Annotated in this window: 18 protein-coding genes; 9 read left to right on the top strand and 9 right to left on the bottom strand. The window is 32.8% G+C overall.

What is annotated here, in order from left to right; all coding sequences use genetic code 11:
* Positions 1–72: 72 nt before the first annotated feature.
* Entirely contained in the window at positions 73–2232 is a 2160-nt protein-coding gene (locus C8N26_RS02430; RefSeq protein WP_120185862.1) for a prolyl oligopeptidase family serine peptidase, read from the bottom strand.
* Between the two features lie 144 nt (positions 2233–2376).
* Between C8N26_RS02430 and trxA the strand changes: the two genes are divergently transcribed.
* From trxA to C8N26_RS02405, 5 genes are all read left to right on the top strand, one after another.
* Complete coding sequence (trxA, locus tag C8N26_RS02425; RefSeq protein WP_028891581.1) at positions 2377–2736, top strand: thioredoxin; 360 nt, start codon at positions 2377–2379, stop codon at positions 2734–2736.
* Positions 2737–3043: 307 nt separating this feature from the next.
* Positions 3044–4015 carry a ribonucleotide-diphosphate reductase subunit beta gene (locus C8N26_RS02420; protein WP_120185861.1) on the top strand — a complete coding sequence of 324 codons (972 nt, stop codon included), beginning with the start codon at positions 3044–3046 and terminating at the stop codon, positions 4013–4015.
* A gap of 175 nt (positions 4016–4190) precedes the next feature.
* Positions 4191–6575 (top strand): ribonucleoside-diphosphate reductase subunit alpha, encoded by a 2385-nt coding sequence (locus tag C8N26_RS02415; RefSeq protein WP_120185860.1) that lies wholly within the window; start codon positions 4191–4193, stop codon positions 6573–6575.
* A 78-nt stretch (positions 6576–6653) separates the two neighbouring features.
* Positions 6654–7127, top strand: coding sequence for a hypothetical protein (locus C8N26_RS02410; RefSeq protein ID WP_120185859.1), 474 nt, complete (start codon positions 6654–6656; stop codon positions 7125–7127).
* Between the two features lie 6 nt (positions 7128–7133).
* Complete coding sequence (locus tag C8N26_RS02405; protein WP_120185858.1) at positions 7134–8471, top strand: deoxyguanosinetriphosphate triphosphohydrolase; 1338 nt, start codon at positions 7134–7136, stop codon at positions 8469–8471.
* A 58-nt stretch (positions 8472–8529) separates the two neighbouring features.
* On the opposite strand, the gene C8N26_RS02400 is transcribed toward C8N26_RS02405, so the two are convergent.
* On the bottom strand, positions 8530–9102 hold the full coding sequence (locus tag C8N26_RS02400; protein WP_028891575.1) for a DUF3109 family protein: 573 nt from the start codon (positions 9100–9102) through the stop codon (positions 8530–8532).
* Between the two features lie 108 nt (positions 9103–9210).
* Here C8N26_RS02400 and C8N26_RS02395 point away from each other — a divergent pair, with 108 nt between their 5' ends.
* From C8N26_RS02395 to C8N26_RS02385, 3 genes are read left to right on the top strand one after another with little or no spacing between them, the layout of a single operon-like run.
* Positions 9211–9792: a MarC family protein gene (locus C8N26_RS02395; protein WP_028891574.1), complete on the top strand. Its 582-nt coding sequence runs from the start codon at positions 9211–9213 to the stop codon at positions 9790–9792.
* Positions 9793–10407 (top strand): FAD-dependent oxidoreductase, encoded by a 615-nt coding sequence (locus tag C8N26_RS02390; protein ID WP_120185857.1) that lies wholly within the window; start codon positions 9793–9795, stop codon positions 10405–10407.
* Between the two features lie 19 nt (positions 10408–10426).
* Positions 10427–11842, top strand: a complete 1416-nt coding sequence (locus C8N26_RS02385) for an endonuclease (protein ID WP_170141617.1) — start codon at positions 10427–10429, stop codon at positions 11840–11842.
* A gap of 247 nt (positions 11843–12089) precedes the next feature.
* Here C8N26_RS02385 and C8N26_RS02380 read toward each other — a convergent pair whose 3' ends face one another.
* From C8N26_RS02380 to C8N26_RS02350, 7 genes are all read right to left on the bottom strand, one after another.
* Positions 12090–12845, bottom strand: coding sequence for a succinate dehydrogenase/fumarate reductase iron-sulfur subunit (locus C8N26_RS02380; RefSeq protein WP_028891572.1), 756 nt, complete (start codon positions 12843–12845; stop codon positions 12090–12092).
* A gap of 10 nt (positions 12846–12855) precedes the next feature.
* Positions 12856–14871 (bottom strand): fumarate reductase/succinate dehydrogenase flavoprotein subunit, encoded by a 2016-nt coding sequence (locus C8N26_RS02375; RefSeq protein ID WP_120185856.1) that lies wholly within the window; start codon positions 14869–14871, stop codon positions 12856–12858.
* A 15-nt stretch (positions 14872–14886) separates the two neighbouring features.
* A complete protein-coding gene (locus C8N26_RS02370) occupies positions 14887–15564 on the bottom strand; it encodes a succinate dehydrogenase cytochrome b subunit (protein WP_028891570.1) in 678 nt (225 codons plus the stop codon).
* Positions 15565–15826: 262 nt separating this feature from the next.
* Positions 15827–16087, bottom strand: a complete 261-nt coding sequence (locus tag C8N26_RS02365) for a hypothetical protein (protein WP_120185855.1) — start codon at positions 16085–16087, stop codon at positions 15827–15829.
* Between the two features lie 4 nt (positions 16088–16091).
* Positions 16092–17162, bottom strand: a complete 1071-nt coding sequence (locus tag C8N26_RS02360) for a hypothetical protein (protein WP_120185854.1) — start codon at positions 17160–17162, stop codon at positions 16092–16094.
* A gap of 97 nt (positions 17163–17259) precedes the next feature.
* Positions 17260–17940 carry an alpha/beta fold hydrolase gene (locus C8N26_RS02355; RefSeq protein WP_120185853.1) on the bottom strand — a complete coding sequence of 227 codons (681 nt, stop codon included), beginning with the start codon at positions 17938–17940 and terminating at the stop codon, positions 17260–17262.
* A complete protein-coding gene (locus tag C8N26_RS02350) occupies positions 17941–18564 on the bottom strand; it encodes a DUF6973 domain-containing protein (RefSeq protein WP_120185852.1) in 624 nt (207 codons plus the stop codon).
* Between the two features lie 86 nt (positions 18565–18650).
* Here C8N26_RS02350 and C8N26_RS02345 point away from each other — a divergent pair, with 86 nt between their 5' ends.
* The gene (locus C8N26_RS02345) at positions 18651–19496 is read left to right on the top strand and encodes a helix-turn-helix domain-containing protein (RefSeq protein WP_120185851.1); all 846 of its coding nucleotides are present in this window, start codon (positions 18651–18653) and stop codon (positions 19494–19496) included.
* The last annotated feature ends 72 nt before the right edge of the window (positions 19497–19568 follow it).

The following is a 19568-nucleotide window of genomic DNA, read 5'->3' as shown; positions in this document are numbered from 1 at the left end:
CCTCGAGGTTTTTGCCCCGAGGTAGTAAATTTACTCTAATAAGAGTGTGTTTTTATAAAAGTGTTACAGTTTTTAACTCTTTATTTTTGATTTTTGAGTATTTGGTAACGATTCAAATCCCATATTAAATAAAGTGAACCCGAAAATATCAGCATATTGCTCAATAGTTTTAGCTACAGGAGTTCCTGCTCCGTGACCAGCATTCGTTTCAATTCTGATTAACACAGGGTTGTTACCTTGTTGCTTATCTTGTAATTCAGCAGCAAATTTAAAACTGTGCGCAGGAACTACACGATCGTCATGGTCACCAGTAGTTACCATTGTTGCAGGATATTGAACACCTTCTTTTACATTGTGTACTGGTGAATATCCTTTTAAGTAGTTGAACATTTCTTCACTTTGCTCAGAAGTTCCGTAGTCGTAAGCCCAACCAGCTCCAGCTGTAAATGTGTGGTAACGTAACATATCTAAAACTCCAACAGCAGGTAAAGCTACCTTCATTAAATCAGGACGTTGTGTCATAGTAGCTCCTACTAATAAACCTCCGTTAGATCCTCCTCTAATAGCTAAGTAATCAGATGATGTATAGTTTTCTTTGATTAAGTATTCAGCAGCAGCAATAAAATCATCAAATACATTTTGCTTTTTTAATTGCGTACCTGCATCGTGCCATTTTTTACCGTACTCTCCACCACCACGTAAGTTTGGTACAGCGTATACACCACCTTGCTCCATCCAAACAGCGTTAGCAATACTAAAGCTAGGAGTTAAAGAAACATTGAATCCACCGTAACCATATAAAATAGTTGGATTTTTACCATTTAACTCTAATCCTTTTTTATAGGTAATAATCATAGGAACTTTTGTTCCGTCTTTTGAAGTATAGAATACTTGCTTACTTTCATAGTCATCTGCGTTGAAAGAAATAGCAGGTTTCCAGTATAATTCATATGTTCCGTCTTCTGGATTGAATTTGTAAGAAGAGCTAGGAGTGTTGTAGTTTGTGAAAGAGAAATATAACTCTTTAGCCTCAGTTTTTCCACCGAAACCACCAGCAGTTCCTACTCCAGGTAATTCAACCTCACGGATTAATTTTCCGTCAAAATCGTATTGTACTACTTTAGAAACAGCATCTACCATATATTTAGCAAAGAAATATCCACCTCCAGTTGAAGGAGATAATACATTTTCTGTTTCAGGAATGAAATCTACCCAGTTTTCAGGTGTTGGGTTTGCAGCATCTACAGTAACAATCTTTTTGTTAGGTGCGTTTAAATTAGTAACTAAGTATAATTTACTTCCTCTACTGTCAATTACACCTGTATCGCTATCAAAATTGTCAATAATTGGTGTTAACTTACTATTTGGGTCAGTTAAGTCTTTAATGAATAACTTGTTTCCTGAAGTTGAAGTTGAAGCAGAAATTAATAAGTATTTATTGTCTTCAGTTAAGTAACCACCTACATAACGGTGCTTTTGTTCTGGAGTAGCTCCAAAAATAACTTCATCAGAACTTTGAGGAGTTCCTAATTTATGGTAGTATAATTTGTGTTGATCAGTTTTTGCTGATAACTCACTTCCTTTTGGTTTATCGTAGCTAGAATAGTAGAAACCTTCGTTTCCTTTCCAAGCAATTCCAGAGAATTTTACATCAACTAAAGTATCTCCTTTAATTTCTTTAGTTTCAGCATCCATTACAATTACTTTTCTCCAATCACTTCCTCCTTCAGAAATAGCATACGCAACTGTTTTTCCATCTTTAGTAAAACTGATTGATCCTAATGAAGTAGTTCCATCTTCAGCAAAAGTGTTAGGGTCTAAGAAAACTTCTTCTTTTCCATCTTTATCTTTTCTATAAATAACGTATTGGTTTTGTAATCCGTCATTTTTATAGAAATAAGTATAATCTCCTTCTTTAAATGGTGTTCCCACTTTTTCGTAGTTCCATAATTCTGATAAACGATCTTTTAATTGCTCGCGATATGGAATTTTACTTAGATAATCGAAGGTAACTTCATTTTCAGCCTTAACCCAAGCCTCTGTTTCAGCACTTCTATCATCTTCTAACCAACGGTAGTTATCAGTTACTTTGGTGCCAAAGTATTCATCTACCACAGGCTTTTTAGCCGTTTCAGGATAATTCACACTAATATTATTTTTAGATTGTTTTTCTTCTTTACAAGAAACTAAAATTGCTCCTGCACAAATAATGGGAAGAAGGATTTTTTTCATGATTTAAAAATTGGTTAATTGGATCAAATTTAGAAGAAAAACAATCATAACAATTCATTTTAAGATGAATTTAACAAAAATACTACTGAAAGCTATTGAAATAAAAACGACTACCTTTACATAATTATAATACGACAGATAAACATGACAGAGAATTTAAATAAAGAAACTTTCTTTAAGAAGGTTTTTAACTATGAAGAGAATAAAGAGTGGAAATTTGAAGGAGAAATTCCTGCAATTATAGATTTTTATGCCGATTGGTGTGGACCTTGTAAAGCTTTAGCACCTGTTTTAGAAGAGCTGAGTGCAGAGTATGAAGGAAAAATCAATATTTATAAAATAGATACAGAAGCTGAACAAGAATTATCAGCTGCTTTTGGTATTAGAAGTATTCCATCGATGTTATTTTGTCCAGTAGGCGAAGATCCACAAATGGCTCATGGAGCGTTACCAAAAAAACAAATAGAACAAATTATTTCAGATGTTTTAAAGGTTGAAAAATAAGCTCTTTTTTAGACTAAAATGAGGAGTTAAAAAGTGATGCAATTTGCATCACTTTTTTTATGTGTAAGCACTAAATAAGAAACTCAGTGAGTATCACTGTTTAAGCGGTTTTTTGTTTTTTAAGTGTTTGTTTTTAAGTTTTTTATAAAAGGAGAGAGTTTTCTTAAAATTAGGTAAAAAATTCATTTTGTTAAAAACTTCAAGGGATTTGTGAATAAGTATAGCTTTCAATTTTTAGCAATTTTTTCAATCTTTGTTTCTCCCTCAGGCGATAAAAAAATAACACACTAAAAGAGCTAAAGAAAGCATGGCATCTATTGAACCAATTTTACAAGAAAATAAAGACAGATTTGTAATTTTTCCAATCCAACATAACGATTTATGGGAATGGTATAAAAAGCAACAAGCTTGTTTTTGGACTGCAGAAGAAATTGATTTACATTCAGACTTAAATGACTGGAATACCAAGTTAACAGATGATGAGCGTTATTTTATTAAACACGTTTTAGCATTTTTTGCAGCATCTGACGGAATTGTAAATGAAAACTTAGCAGAAAACTTTGTAAACGAAGTTCAATATTCAGAAGCAAAATTCTTTTATGGTTTTCAAATCATGATGGAAAACATTCACTCTGAAACCTATTCATTATTAATTGATACGTATATTAAAGATGAAGAGGAGAAAGACAGGTTGTTTAAAGCAATTGATGTTTTTCCTGCCATTAAAAAGAAAGCTGACTGGGCATTAAAATGGATTGAATCTGATTCTTTTGCAGAACGTTTAATTGCTTTTGCTGCAGTTGAAGGAATTTTCTTCTCAGGATCATTCTGTTCAATTTTCTGGTTAAAGAAACGTGGGTTATTACCTGGGCTAACCTTCTCTAACGAGTTAATTTCTCGTGATGAGGGTATGCACTGTGATTTTGCGGTACACTTACACAACCACCACTTAGTAAACAAAGTACCAAAAGAAAGAATTAAAGAAATTATTATTTCTGCTTTAGATATTGAAAGAGAGTTTATTACTGAGTCACTTCCAGTGAGTTTAATAGGTATGAATGCAACTTTAATGACTCAATATTTAGAGTACGTAACTGATAGATTATTACTTGAATTTGGTTGTGAAAAAGAATACGAAGCAACCAATCCATTTGATTTCATGGAAATGATTTCTTTGGAAGGAAAAACTAACTTCTTTGAAAAAAGAGTATCAGAGTACCAAAAAGCTGGAGTAAAATCTGGTGGTACAGGAAGCATCAGCTTTGATGCAGATTTTTAGGAACCAATAAGCTGCTATTTCCCCTACATGCAGTATTACTCAGCTAGAGCACTTTTTTCAGTGCTTTAGCGTTATAATCGTTTCAAAAGAAACAAACTAGTATTAACATTTTACATGTTGTCATAAACAACTATGTTTTGGCGACGCTATTAACCAACTAAAAACCAATATCAATATGTATGTAGTAAAAAGAGACGGCAGAAAAGAGCCTGTGATGTTCGATAAAATCACAGCAAGGGTTAGAAAAATGTGTTACGGATTAAACAATATCGTTGATCCAGTAAAAGTAGCAATGCGTGTTATTGAAGGACTGTATGATGGGGTAACTACTTCTGAGTTAGATAATTTAGCAGCTGAAATTGCTGCGACAATGACAACTGCGCATCCTGATTATGCGAAATTAGCAGCGAGAATTGCCGTATCTAACTTACATAAAAACACCAAGAAATCGTTTTCGGAAACAATGACCGATTTATACGAGTACATCAATCCACGTACAGGAAATAAAGCTCCTTTATTAGCAGATGATGTATATAAAATTATCATGGACAATGCTGATAAATTAGATTCAACAATTATCTATAGCCGTGATTTTAACTACGATTATTTTGGTTTTAAAACATTAGAGCGTTCTTACTTATTAAAATTAAACGGAAACATTGTTGAGCGTCCGCAACAAATGTTAATGCGTGTTGCTATAGGTATCCACAAAGAAGATATTGACGAAGCAATTGCTACATACGAATTGATGAGTAAAAAATACTTTACCCACGCAACACCAACCTTATTTAACTCAGGTACGCCTAAACCACAAATGTCTTCTTGTTTCTTATTACAAATGCAAGATGATAGTATTGATGGGATTTACGATACTTTAAAACAAACAGCTAAAATTTCACAATCAGCTGGAGGTATCGGGTTATCTATTCATAATATTCGTGCGACAGGATCATACATTGCTGGTACTAACGGAACATCGAATGGAATTGTACCTATGTTACGTGTATTTAACGATACAGCTCGTTATGTAGACCAAGGAGGAGGAAAACGTAAAGGATCATTCGCTATGTATTTAGAGCCTTGGCATGCTGATATTTACGATTTCTTAGACTTAAAGAAAAACCATGGTAAAGAAGAAATGCGTGCACGTGATTTATTCTACGCTATGTGGATTTCAGATTTATTCATGAAACGTGTACAAGAAGATGCTGAATGGACGTTAATGTGTCCGCACGAGTGTCCACATTTATACGATACGTATGGTGAAGAGTTTGAGCGTTTATATACAGGATATGAGGCTGCAGGTAAAGGAAGAAAAACTATTAAAGCGCGTGATTTATGGGAGAAAATCTTAGAATCACAAATTGAAACAGGTACTCCGTACATGTTATATAAAGATGCGGCAAACCGTAAGTCGAATCAAAAGAATTTAGGAACCATTCGTTCTTCAAATTTATGTACTGAGATTATGGAATATACTGCAGAAGATGAAGTTGCAGTATGTAACTTAGCATCGATTGCAATTCCAATGTTTGTTGCCGAAGATGAAAATGGAAACAAGTTCTTCGATCACCAAAAATTATTTGAAGTAACTAAAAAAGTTACGCGTAATTTAGATACAGTTATCGATCGTAACTATTATCCAGTAAAAGAAGCTGAAAACTCTAATTTCCGTCACCGTCCGGTTGGATTAGGAATTCAAGGGTTAGCAGATGCTTTTATCATGTTACGTTTACCATTTACTTCAGAAGAAGCTAAGAAGTTGAACCAAGAAATTTTTGAAACCTTATACTTTGCTGCGGTTACTTCATCTATGGAAGTTGCAAAAGCAAAAGGAGCGTATTCAACATTTGAAGGTTCGCCAATGTCGCAAGGAGAATTCCAGCACAATATGTGGGGAATTAATGATGATGAATTAAGTGGCCGCTGGGATTGGGCGAAGTTACGTAAAGAAGTGAAGAAACATGGAGTTCGTAACTCGTTATTAGTAGCACCTATGCCAACTGCATCTACTTCTCAAATTTTAGGAAACAACGAAGCATTCGAACCATATACTTCTAACATTTATACTCGTAGAGTATTATCTGGTGAGTTTATCGTAGTAAACAAACATTTATTAGAAGATTTAGTAGAATTAGATTTATGGGACAACAATATGAAAGAAGATATTATGCGTGCAAACGGATCTATCCAGCATATTGATGCTATTCCACAAAACTTAAAAGATTTATACAAAACGGTTTGGGAAATGAGTATGAAAGATATTATTGATATGGCACGCCATAGAGGATATTTTATTGATCAATCTCAATCGTTAAACTTATTTATGCAAGATCCTGACTTTGCGAAGTTAACTTCTATGCACTTCTATGCTTGGAAATCGGGCTTAAAAACAGGAATGTACTATTTACGTACAAAATCTGCAGTAAACGCGAAGCAGTTTACGTTAAATGTAGAAAAGAAAGAAGAAGACAAGCCAATGAGTACGGATGAATTCAAAGCGATGGTAGAAGCTTCTAAAAATGCAGGTCCAGACGATTGTTTAATGTGCGGATCTTAAGCTAGAATTAAATTAAAAGTGATAAAGAGAAGTCGAGAGGCTTCTCTTTTTTAGTATTTTCGACAAAATTTTATTCTGATGATAAATTGGGAATTATTAAAAAGTAAGGTTTATGATTGGGATGGAAGCTGGAGAGATATTTACATTTTAAATACCAATGTTTATGATTGGGAAAAACTTATTGTTTTTTTGAATCAACATTGTAAACTAGCATGGTATAATATTGATACTGATAAAAATGATTGTAAGATAGATTTGTCTCAGATAAAAAATGGTTGGAATAGTGGTGAAGGATTGTTATCAGTAGCTAAAATTTTTATCAAAGATAAAATTCAAATAAACTTACATTTTTTTACTCCTGAAGAAATAGAATTTGATATTGACCCTAGAGAGTTTAATTCAATAGAAGATCATAATGAATTAATGAAGCTTCTGATTGATATCTCTCTTAATGTTGGAAAGCAATTAATTATTACAGCTGAAAATCATTCTGATTATAGTTTAATTACAGTTGATAAAAATAAAATTATAATAAACCCTGATTTAATTTAAAAGAGAATGAACTGGGAACAACTCCTTTCTTTAAAACGTTTTGGTGATACTCAAAAACGTGAACGTGCTAAACAAGACGAAACTCGTTTAGGTTTTGAAGTAGATTTTGATAGAATTATATTTTCGTCGGCTTTTCGAAGTTTACAAGACAAAACACAAGTAATTCCATTATCAAAAACCGATTTTGTCCATACACGTTTAACACATAGTTTAGAGGTGTCAGTTGTAGGACGTACTTTAGGACGCAGGGTAGGAAAAGAGCTATTAGAGCGTCATCCAAATTTAAAAGAGTTAGGGTACACTTTTAATGATTTTGGAGCTATTGTAGCGGCAGCATCCGTAATGCATGATATTGGAAATCCACCGTTTGGTCACTCAGGAGAAAAAGCGATAGGTGAATATTTTAAAACAGGAAAAGGCCTTCAATACAAAGAAGAGCTTACTGATTTAGAATATCAAGATTTAATTGATTTTGAAGGGAATGCTAACGGATTTAAAATCCTTACAGAAAGCAGAGAAGGTGTTGAAGGAGGTTTACGCTTGTCGTATGCAACCTTAGGAGCTTTTTTAAAATATCCTAAAGAGAGTCTTCCAAAGAAACCAACCAAACATATTGTCGATAAAAAATACGGCTTCTTTCAGTCTGAAAAAGCTGCTTTTTTAGAAATAGCTGAAGATTTGGGTTTATTAAAAAAAGAATCTGAAGGAATTTCTTATTACCGACATCCATTAGCCTATTTGGTAGAAGCAGCCGATGATATTTGTTATACAATTATCGATTTTGAAGATGGAATCAACCTTGGCTTAATTGAAGAAGATTATGCTTTAGAATACATGATTAAGTTGGTAAAGGATACAATTGATAGTAAGAAATACCATTCATTACAACATCAAAAAGACCGTGTAAGTTATTTACGTGCTTTAGCAATTGGTGTGTTAATAAATGAAGCAGTTACTATCTTTTTAGAAAATGAAGAGGATATTTTAAACGGAACTTTTGATAAAGGTTTGTTAGACAAATGTAAATACGAAGCACAGATTAACGATATTATCAAAATAAGTGTTGATAAAATTTACAGAAGTAAAGAAGTAGTTGAAAAAGAGGTAGCTGGTTATAAAATCATTGCTGATTTGCTAGATGTTTTCGTAACCGCACTTAATAATAAGTTTGAGAACAAACAGTCAAACTACGATAAATTAGTATTGAATTTACTTCCAGAAGAATACCAACAAGAGAGAGAAGATTTATATGACAGAATTATGCAAGTATGTAGTTATATTGCAGGATTATCTGATGGATATGCTATTCGATTGCATAGAAAACTAATGGGGTATATTAGTTAATTATATATAAAATAGAACAAAAAACGACGCTATTTAGCGTCGTTTTTTTATGTTTAACTTATTTTTTCAAGTGTTTTTCAGCAACTTTTTCAAGTTCATCGTACCAATTTTGCCCAAACTTTCTAATTAAGGCTTGTTTTACAAATTTGTATACAGGTACTTGTAATTCTTTTCCTAAAGAGCAAGCATCATCACAAATTTCCCATTTATGGTAATTAACAGCAGCAAACTCACTATAGTCTTTTACACGAACTGGGTATAAGTGACATGAAACTGGTTTTTTCCAATCCACAATTCCTTGATTGTATGCTTCTTCAATAGCACACAAAGCAGTTCCTTTATCATCAAAAATAACATAAGCACAATCGGCATCATTGATTAAAGGAGTTTCTAATTCTCCAAAATCGCTAGTTATCCAAGTCCCTTGTTTTTCAATAGCCTCAATACCTTCTTTGCGTAAAAAAGGTTTAATTTTAGGATAAATTTCTTCTAATATTTTGGTTTCCTCTTTTTCTAAAGGAGCACCTGCATCACCATCAATACAACAAGCGCCTTTACAGGCAGATAAATTGCACACAAACTCTTTTTCTATAAGGTCTTCTGAAACGATGGTTTTTCCTAACTGAAACATAAATTAATTTTAAAATTGGAAGTTTATATGAACTTCTTGTAAATTTAAATGCAAAAATACTAGATTGTAACATTACTTATATAATTTTGCACACGAAAAACATCAACTATGGACTTTAACTTTAAAGAAATTTTTACAGCCTTTATGGTATTATTTGCGGTAATTGATATCGTTGGAAATATTCCAATTGTTATTGATTTACGTAAGAAAGTAGGACACATTCAATCAGAAAAAGCATCTGTTATTGCAGGGTTTATTATGATTTTATTTTTATTCGTTGGACAACGATTATTAAATTTAATAGGAATAGATGTACATTCTTTTGCTGTTGCAGGATCATTTATTCTATTCTTTCTTGCTTTAGAAATGATTTTAGGTATAACCCTCTATAAAGACGATGAAGAAGAAGCAATTAGTGCAACCGTTTTTCCTTTGGCTTTTCCACTAATTGCGGGTCCAGGAAGTTTAACAACACTTCTTTCCTTAAGGGCAGAATTTAAATTAGAAAATATAATTGTAGCTGTTTTGCTAAACGTAGTTGTAATTTATTTTGTATTAAAAACATCAACTAAAATTGAAAAAGTCATCGGACCTAACGGAATTCAAATTATTAGAAAAATATTTGGTGTTGTCCTTTTAGCAATCGCAGTTAAGTTATTTGCAACCAATATTAAAATGTTATTATCATAAATGAATTTTGACGCACTTATAATTGGAGGAGGTGTTTCTGGAATGCAATGCGCCTTAGTTTTAGGTTCTGCCTTAACTAAAGAATATGCAAAAGGAAAAAAGGTAGGAGTTATCATGCACCAACGAGCTTCTCATTTACAAGATGCTTTATTTAATAATGTTTTAGGATTAGCTCCTGGAACTTTAGGTGAAGATATTTTAGAGGAAGGAAAAAAGCAGCTAGAAGAATTATATCCTGAAGTTATTCAGATAAAAAATGAAAAAGTAGCAGCAGTTTTAGATGAAGGAGAAGGGTATAAAATAATCACAAACAAAGGTGAATATACAAGTAAAATGGTAGTGATTGCATTAAACTATTCAAAACCATTTGAAATTGCAGGATTGGAGCAATATGTAGAAAAGCACATGCGAGCAAATGCAATGAAAGATAGAATACAATTACGTAATTTTAACCATTTGATTAAAGAAGGACTGTATGTTTGCGGAACCTTAGCTGGTTGGCGTAGTCAGTTTGCCATTGCTGCTGGAAGTGGTGCTAGCGTTGCAACAGATATTTTAACGGTATGGAACGAAAATGTACCAACTAAAGTACATGATAAGAATAAAAAAGAATAATTATTAATAGTAGTAGATTATGAAGAAAGTAATTGGACTAATAGCAATGTTAGCATTATTTATAAATTGTGGAGGAAGTGATAGCGAAGTTATACCACCAAAAGAAGAAAAGGTTGTCGCTGTAAATGACTCTTATGAAGTAACCGAAGATACAGCTTCTGAATTAAACTTCTTATCAAATGATACATATACGCAAGGAAGTATAGAAGTGTCGTTCCCAACAACTTCTAATGAAAATGGTATTATAGTTCAAACCAACAATAAAATAACTTATACGCCAGCTAAAAGCTTTGTAGGGGCAGATTCTTTTACTTATACTATTTGTAGTACAAAAGAAGAAGATAAATGTGCAACAGCAACAGTAAGTATAACTGTTGTAGATCAAGGAAATCCAGAAGCAAAAGATGATGTCTATACTACACAAAAAAACACAGAAATTACGATTAGTAATTTCTTAGAAAATGACAGTCTAATTGATGATGCGCAATTAGATGCTATTAACAGTTCTAATGCAAATGGATCAGTTACCTTAAATAGTAATGGAACAATAACATATATACCACAAGCTGATTTTGTAGGTAATGACACGTTTACGTATACAATTTGTGATGATGATGCTACAAAAAGTTGTTCTACAGCCACTATAACCATTAAGGTAGAAGAGCCTTCTAATAACGCAGGGAGTTTTAATATACCTTCTGAATTAGCTGAATATTATAAAAATACCGATTTCAACTTGACGGGTAATGCCCTAAGAGAAGAATTAGCTACAACGATAATAAGCACACATACTACCAACTTATCATATACTCCTGGTGTATGGGACGTATTAAAACAATCTGATTTAGATCCTACAGATAATAGCAAAGTAGTCTTAATTTATGGGTATGATGATAATGACGGAAATTATGTAACAGATAGAACTCGTAGTAAAGATGCAAATGGTGGTACACAAGGAACTGATTGGAATAGAGAACACGTGTATGCCAAAGGATTAGGAACACCAACGTTTACTAACACTTCTGCACCAGGTTCAGATGCACATCATTTAAGACCTTCAGATGTTAAATTTAATAATGATAGATCGAGTAAAAAATTTGCTGCTGGCTCAGGTAATGCAGGTGATGTTTCTGGAAACTGGTATCCAGGTGATGAATGGAAAGGTGATGTAGCGCGTATGATGATGTATATGTACTTACGTTATGGTAGTCAATGTTTACCAAAAAATGTAGCTGTAGGATCTGTTGTAGCGTCAGATAGTAATATGGTTGCTTTATTATTACAATGGAATGCCGAAGATCCTGTTTCAGATTTAGAAATACAACGAAATAATGTTGTAGCTAATGCACAAGGAAATAGAAATCCTTTTATAGATAATCCTTATTTAGCTACTCTAATTTGGAATGGTAGTGAAGCAGATAATACTTGGAAGTAAGAACGTTTCTATATAAATAATTAAAAAGCCTGAGCATTTACTCAGGCTTTTTTGATTTAGTAATAAGATAGTCCCCCACAGATCATCATATTGTAATCAATGGTGGCAAATGTATTTTGTATATAGTTTCAGAAACAGAAAAAAGGTATAAGCGTTATGAAATAAAGAATAAGTGAAGTTAAAGATGTAAAAGCATAAAAAAACCGAAGCATCAGCTTCGGTTTTTTTATAACTAAGGTGTTGTGTTTTATCCTTTAAAACTCGCCTTTAAGAACTCAGAGTTCATACGAGCGATGTTTTCTAAAGAAATTCCTTTAGGACATTCAACCTCACAAGCTCCAGTGTTTGTACAGTTACCAAAACCTTCTAAATCCATTTGAGCTACCATGTTTTTAACACGTTCAGTAGCTTCAACTTGTCCTTGTGGTAATAAAGCATATTGAGATACTTTTGCTCCTACAAATAACATTGCAGATGAGTTTTTACAAGTAGCTACACAAGCACCACAACCAATACAAGTTGCAGCATCCATTGCTTTATCAGCGTTTTCTTTAGGAACTAAGATAGCGTTTGCATCTGTAGTGTTTCCTGATGTGTTTACAGAGATATATCCTCCCGCTTGTTGAATTCTTTCAAAAGAACTTCTGTCCACTACTAAATCTTTAATTACAGGGAATGCAGCAGCTCTAAATGGCTCAATTGTAATTGTATCACCATCGTTAAACATACGCATGTGTAACTGACAAGTAGTTACTCCACGATCTGGTCCGTGTGCCTCACCGTTAATGTACATAGAACACATACCGCAAATTCCTTCACGACAGTCGTGGTCAAACGCTACAGGCTCTTCACCAGTGTTAACTAATTGTTCATTTAATACGTCCATCATTTCTAAGAAAGACATATGCTCAGAAATATCGGTCACTTTATATTCGACCATTTTTCCTTTATCGTTCGCTCCTTTTTGTCTCCAAATTTTTAGCGTAAGATTCATGTTACTCATATCTCTTTTCTTATTTGTATGAACGTTGTTTTAGTTCAATATCGTTAAACTCTAATTCTTCTTTGTGTAAAACAGCATCAGCTGGTTCTCCTTTATATTCCCAAGCAGCAACGTAAGCGAAATTAGCATCATCACGTTTTGCTTCTCCTTTTTGAGGCCCGTCTAATTCAACAGACTCTTCTCTAAAGTGACCTCCACAAGATTCTGTTCTGTTCAAGGCATCTTTAGCGAATAATTCTCCTAACTCTAAGAAATCAGCTACTCTTCCTGCTTTTTCTAACTCAGGGTTCATTTCGTTAGCATCTCCAGGAACTTTTACATTTTTCCAGAAATCTTCACGTAACTCTTTAATTTCAGCCATAGCTTCTTTTAAACCTTGTTCGTTACGTGCCATTCCACACTTATCCCACATGATTTTTCCTAATTTCTTGTGGTAGTAATCTACAGAATGCTCTCCGTTGTTGTTGATGAAGAAATCAATACGGTCTTTAACCGCTTTTTCAGCTTCTTCAAACTCTTTAGTTTCAGTTGAAATTTTACCTGTACGGATATCATTAGATAAGTAATTGCCTATTGTATAAGGTAATACGAAATATCCGTCAGCTAAACCTTGCATTAATGCAGAAGCTCCTAAACGGTTAGCTCCGTGATCAGAGAAGTTTGCTTCACCAATAGCATAACAACCAGGAATAGTTGTCATTAAGTTATAATCTACCCAAATTCCACCCATTGTATAGTGAGTTGCAGGATAAATCATCATTGGTGTTTTGTATGGATTGTCATCTACAATCTTTTCATACATTTGGAATAAGTTTCCGTATTTAGCTTCTACGATAGCCTCACCTAATTCAGTGATTTTAGTTGCAGAAGGGTTTTCAATACCTTTTAATTTTGCTTGCTCTTTACCGTAACGCTCAATTGCCGATTTAAAATCTAAGTATACAGCTTCACCAGTAGCATTTACACCGTAACCAGCATCACAACGCTCTTTTGCAGCACGAGATGCCACATCACGAGGTACTAAGTTACCAAATGCAGGATATCTTCTTTCTAAGTAATAATCTCTATCTTCTTCAGCAATTTGAGTTGGTTTTAATTTTCCTTCTCTAATTGCTAATACATCTTCCATTTTCTTAGGAACCCAAATACGACCATCGTTACGTAACGATTCAGACATTAAGGTTAATTTAGACTGGTAGTCACCTGAACGAGGAATACAAGTTGGGTGAATTTGCGTGTAACAAGGGTTTGCGAAGAATGCTCCTTTTTTATGAACTTTCCAAGCCGCTGTTGCGTTAGATCCCATTGCGTTGGTTGATAAGAAATACACGTTTCCATATCCACCAGAAGCAATTACTACTGCGTGTGCTGAGTGACGCTCAATTTCACCAGTAACTAAGTTACGAGCAATAATTCCACGAGCTTTTCCATCAACAATAACAACATCTAACATTTCATGACGATTGAACATTTCAATTTTACCACGAGCAATTTGACGGTTCATTGCTGAATAAGCTCCTAATAATAACTGCTGACCAGTTTGACCTTTCGCATAAAAAGTACGAGATACTAATACCCCACCAAACGAACGGTTATCTAATTGTCCACCATAATCACGAGCAAAAGGAACTCCTTGCGCCACACATTGATCGATGATGTTTGCAGAAACCTCAGCTAAACGGTAAACGTTAGCCTCACGAGAACGGTAATCTCCACCTTTTACTGTATCGTAAAATAAACGGTAAAAAGAGTCACCATCTCCTTGATAGTTTTTTGCTGCGTTAATACCTCCTTGTGCTGCAATAGAGTGCGCACGACGAGGAGAATCTTGGTAAGCAAATGCTTTAACGTTGTATCCTAATTCTGCTAATGTTGCAGAAGCAGAACCACCTGCTAAACCTGTACCTACTACAATTACGTCAATTAAACGTTTGTTTGCAGGGTTTACCAAGTCGATTTTATCTTTATAAGTTGTCCACTTATCTTTTAATGGACCTTTTGGTATTTTTGAATCTAAAATTGCCATATTTAAGTGGTTTTATTAGTGGTTGAAAAAGTGAAATAATGCGATGATGATAAATCCTGCAGGAATACCAATAGCATATATTTTACCAAATGTTTTCAATCCTCTGGTATATTTGTTATTTGCTCCAACTGACTGGAATGCAGAGTTGAACCCGTGTAATAAGTGTAATGCTAAGAAAACAAAAGCAATTACATAAGCACCTACTCTAAGTGGACTTACAAATTTGTGTTGTAACTCGTGGAAGTATCTAAACTCTCCATCGTGTAAACCACTCCAATCACCTTGAATGAATTTGGTGTTGATTTCTGGAAACCAAAAATCGATAAAGTGTAATACAATAAACGCTAAAATAGCAGCTCCACTATAAATCATGTTTCTACTCATCCAAGTAGAGTTTGCAGCTCCGTTATTTTTAGCATAACTTACTTTACGTGCACTGTTGTTTTTCATTTCTAAGATGAATCCCATTACAAAGTGAAAAACAACTCCAAAAATTAAGATAGGCTGCATTACATACTGTACTAAACCGTTAGTTCCCATAAAATGAGATAGTTTGTTGAATGTAGCTCCATTATCTGGAAAAATAGAGGTGATGTTAATTGCAAAATGTTGTAATAAGAAAAACATCAGGAAGAATGCCGAAAGTGCCATGGCAAACTTTCTTCCAATAGAAGATTTTAGTAATCCGCTCATTATTTTGTTGATTGATTAAATAATAGCACAAATTTAAGCGGAACACACTACTTGAACAAACTTTACGAATTGTTTTCTTAAATATTTAGAATGGGTTTAAATAGAAGGTTTTTTTGAAGGGGTTTCGCTATCGGTCTCGGCTATGAGTAGCTGCGTGGTTTAGTATTTAACTTTGCAAGTACGCACCACACTGAAAACACCGCAAGGATTTTCAGAAGTAAGCGAAAACGAGCAATTACTTATAGCCATTGTTGGCAACTGGTTATTTTTTCATTAATAATCCTAATACTAAACCAATTGCACCTTGCTTACCTATGCTATTTAATAATAATTGAAGGTCAGATGTCATTAAACCAAGTTTATGAGCCATAGAAATATTTGCCTGACCATTTAAAAATTGTTGTAAAGAACTTGTGATTACTCCAATTTTACTTGCTGTCCCTATATCAGCAACACCATTTAATAAGTTATGTAAATTATGAGTCATTAGACCCGCTTTCATTGCTATTGATAAGTCACTCATAGTATTATTGATTTAAATTTTCTAATTCCTCAAAAACTAAATTTTCATCGTCGGTTGTGTTTTCAGTTTTATAATTTTCTAAAAGTTTTCCGTAGTTTTTCCTGAACAATTTAGTATTATCCGTTTTATTTATTATTTGGAAGAAAGCAAATTGAGCATTTCTTGTTGATAGAGTGTTGAAGACAGAAAAGTATAACTCTTCTAGATCTTTGTATTTACTATTTTCTATGATTTTTACAAAAATGTTTATTTCGGATTTAGAATTATTCAACCCTTTTTTTTGTAAAGCAGATATATAGTTTTGCGTTGAATTGACGATGTCATTTTTGAAAGAACATTTCACACACATATCTAGTTTTGAAAGTAGGTTATCTTTAATTTCTTCATCTATGACTGATAAACCTGCGAAATGTTGAAAAAACTGAATTAAGTATGAATCAGCAAACTCCTCATCATCCTTAATTTGGGTATAAGCCTCTTTCATTTGTAAAAAATGATTATCATTCAGTTCTCTAGAGGCAAGATTTGAAAACATATTACTAATATCTTCAGGTACTGAAATCAATCTATCTAAAATGTGATTAGCCTCTTCTGTTCTCATTACTTTATACAATCCTGTGCTATCGTTTACTATTTTTTCACTAAGTAATTCAATTTCTTGTTTAATCGTAACGTTTTTTTGAAGCAAGGTTTCATTATCTAGACTAATATTCTTAATATTTCTTGACATACGACTTACGTAGATGCTTAATCCTATTGAAAATAGGGCTATTATAATACCGAAAATCCCTATGAAGTAAGATGAAGCACTTAGTTGAGATGATACACCGTCAAATGATGTGTCTATTAGGACAGTTTGATTATTAATTAGGTTTCCTTGGTATTCTATTTTATTAGATAATTCTTTAATTTCTTTAGATTGTTCAAGCATTTTTTGTTGATTTGAATCAATCTCTTTTGATAAAGTATTTATCTGATTTTCTAAAAAAAGTATTTTCTCTTTAGTTTTATTCTGACCATTGACAGAAATAATTATGAATAAAAATGGTATAAGAAGGATTGTTTTAATTTTCATTTAATTTTTTTTAAACTTGTTGCCAACGGTTAAGATATCCGTCGTTTTAATGATTGATATCGTCTGATAGCGAAGTTAGTTGTTTAAAGGTTAAGAATCAAACCAAATTTAATATATGAGCAAGCTCCTTTGGCTTTTCTAACGGAATCATATGTCCGCAGTTTTTAATCGTAATATATCTTCCCTTTTTCGTTTGATTGACAAATTCCTTTATCTTTTTAGGGTTAATTAGCGCATCATTTTCTGCAGTAATAAAAAGACAAGGAATGTTTAATTTTAAAACTTCTTGTGAAATATTTATCCTAGTAGATGTAGCTTTTAACTGGCGTAATAATACTTTTTTCCCTAAATCTGTATCCATTTTTTTTATAATGGAAACGATTTCAGAATTACTGTGATTATCTGGGTGTAAAAACTGTTGAATCCTTGCTTGTGAAATTCCTTTATAGTTGTGTTTTTCTAAAAAATCAATAGTACTTTTTCGCAATTGTATTTCGTTATCGTTTAAACCATCAGTATTGGCAGCTACAATAACTAATTTTTTTACTTTTTTAGGATGATGAATTGCAAAATTCATAGCAGAAAATCCACCCAAGGAAAACCCCACAATAGTAGCTGGAGCTTCAATATGATTTAAAATAATTTCATTGATCTCATCAAATGAAGTTGCTGGTGTAATATCAATATGAATAGGTTGTATATTTTCTAACTTAGGAAAAACAAATTGCCATAAATCTACTGTACACATTGTACCTGAAATAAAATATACCTTTTGCATTTATTGGTTGTAATTAGAATTGACTAAACATTTGTTGTTTTTCCACTTTCCTTTGAGAGAGTCTTTAGAAATAATTTTATCATCACAAGTTAAAAAATTTCCTTTTTCATCTTTTTTAATGATTTTTAATTTTCCTTGATCAATAGCATTAATAACTCTGTAAATTAATCCGCTTTTTGGAAGGTTATTACCTTCTTCAGAAAGAGATAAGCCTATTTCGTTATTAAACAAGTCCATTTCTGATGAAATTTCATCAGGAACAACTCCATCTTCTAATTGTTGTTTTTTAAAGGTTTGATAGTTTTCTTTTTCATGGACTCTTCCAAGTGATCGAGCAGCTTTTTTGCCAATTTCTTGTTGTAATAAAGCCATCCAAAAAGCATGACGAAAAGCATCTACTTTTCCACCAGAATAATCACCATCTAACAAGGGAGAAACTCTTATAGAGTCACTTACTCTTAATGCTTCACGTGAAACAATTAAGGCTTGTTTAGCCTTAAAAGGGTGGAGTAATACCCACTTTTTTTTAGGAGAAGATAATTTTTTAAATTCTTGCCAATTAGACTGAGTATATGATGAAATACTTAATAATAAAAAGACAAGAAGTAGTATTTTTTGTAACAAAACAAGAATAATTATAAGTCAAATATACATTGGTTTTGTTAGCTCACCATATTTTTTCGACCAACGATTAAATATATGTAAGTATAATGGCTATACAGAATATTCAAAGTTACTCGTATAAAAATATTTTTTCGTTACAAACAGTTCAGTTTCAAAAGTTTTGTGTGGTAAATTCCCCACAACAAATAGAACAGTTTAAGATTTTTTGGATTAAAGAAGGAAGCGGAACATATAATATTGATTTTAAAAGTTATTCGTTTAAAGGGAATACGTTGTTTTTCTTATCTCCGGGTCAAGTTTTTTCTGTAGTTTCTGAAAAAATGAAAGAAATATATCAGTTGAGTTTTACGAGAGATTTTTATTGTCTTCAAGCACATGATACAGAAGTGGCGTGTAATGGTGTATTATTTAATAATGTATATGAAACACCTTTTGTTTTTCCGTCAGAAAATGAAGCAGAAAAACTAAATTTTATTCTTTTAAGTTTAGTTGAAGAGTTTGAGTTAGAAGAAACAGCACAACACGATATGTTACAATCACTTTTAAAACAATTTATTGTATATTCTGTACGTATGAAAGAGGAAAAAGATGTTGTAAAAGAGAATATAGAAACAAAACTTTTTAAAGATTTTAGTTTATTGGTAGAACTAAATTTCACAAAACTACACAGTGTTACAGATTATGCAAATAGGTTAGGGCTTTCACCGAAATCATTAACGAAGCATTTTAAAAAAATAGGAACTCAAACGCCAAGTGATTTTATAAAGAGCAGAATTATTACAGAAGCAAAGAGGTTATTGCTGTATACAAATAAAGCTATTAAGCATATTGCTTTCGAATTAGGATTTAACGATCCTGCTTATTTTTCTCGCTTTTTTACTAAAGCAACAGGCTCTTCTCCTAAAGAGTTTAAGAAAAACTATAGTTTATAAAAAAGAAAAAACCACGCAACGCGTGGTCAACTACACAACTAATACGTTTGTTACACTAATACAAACAACCTT

This window comes from Tenacibaculum lutimaris (assembly GCF_003610735.1).
Taxonomy (GTDB): domain Bacteria; phylum Bacteroidota; class Bacteroidia; order Flavobacteriales; family Flavobacteriaceae; genus Polaribacter; species Polaribacter lutimaris.
This window is presented reverse-complemented; position numbering and strand designations above follow the sequence as displayed.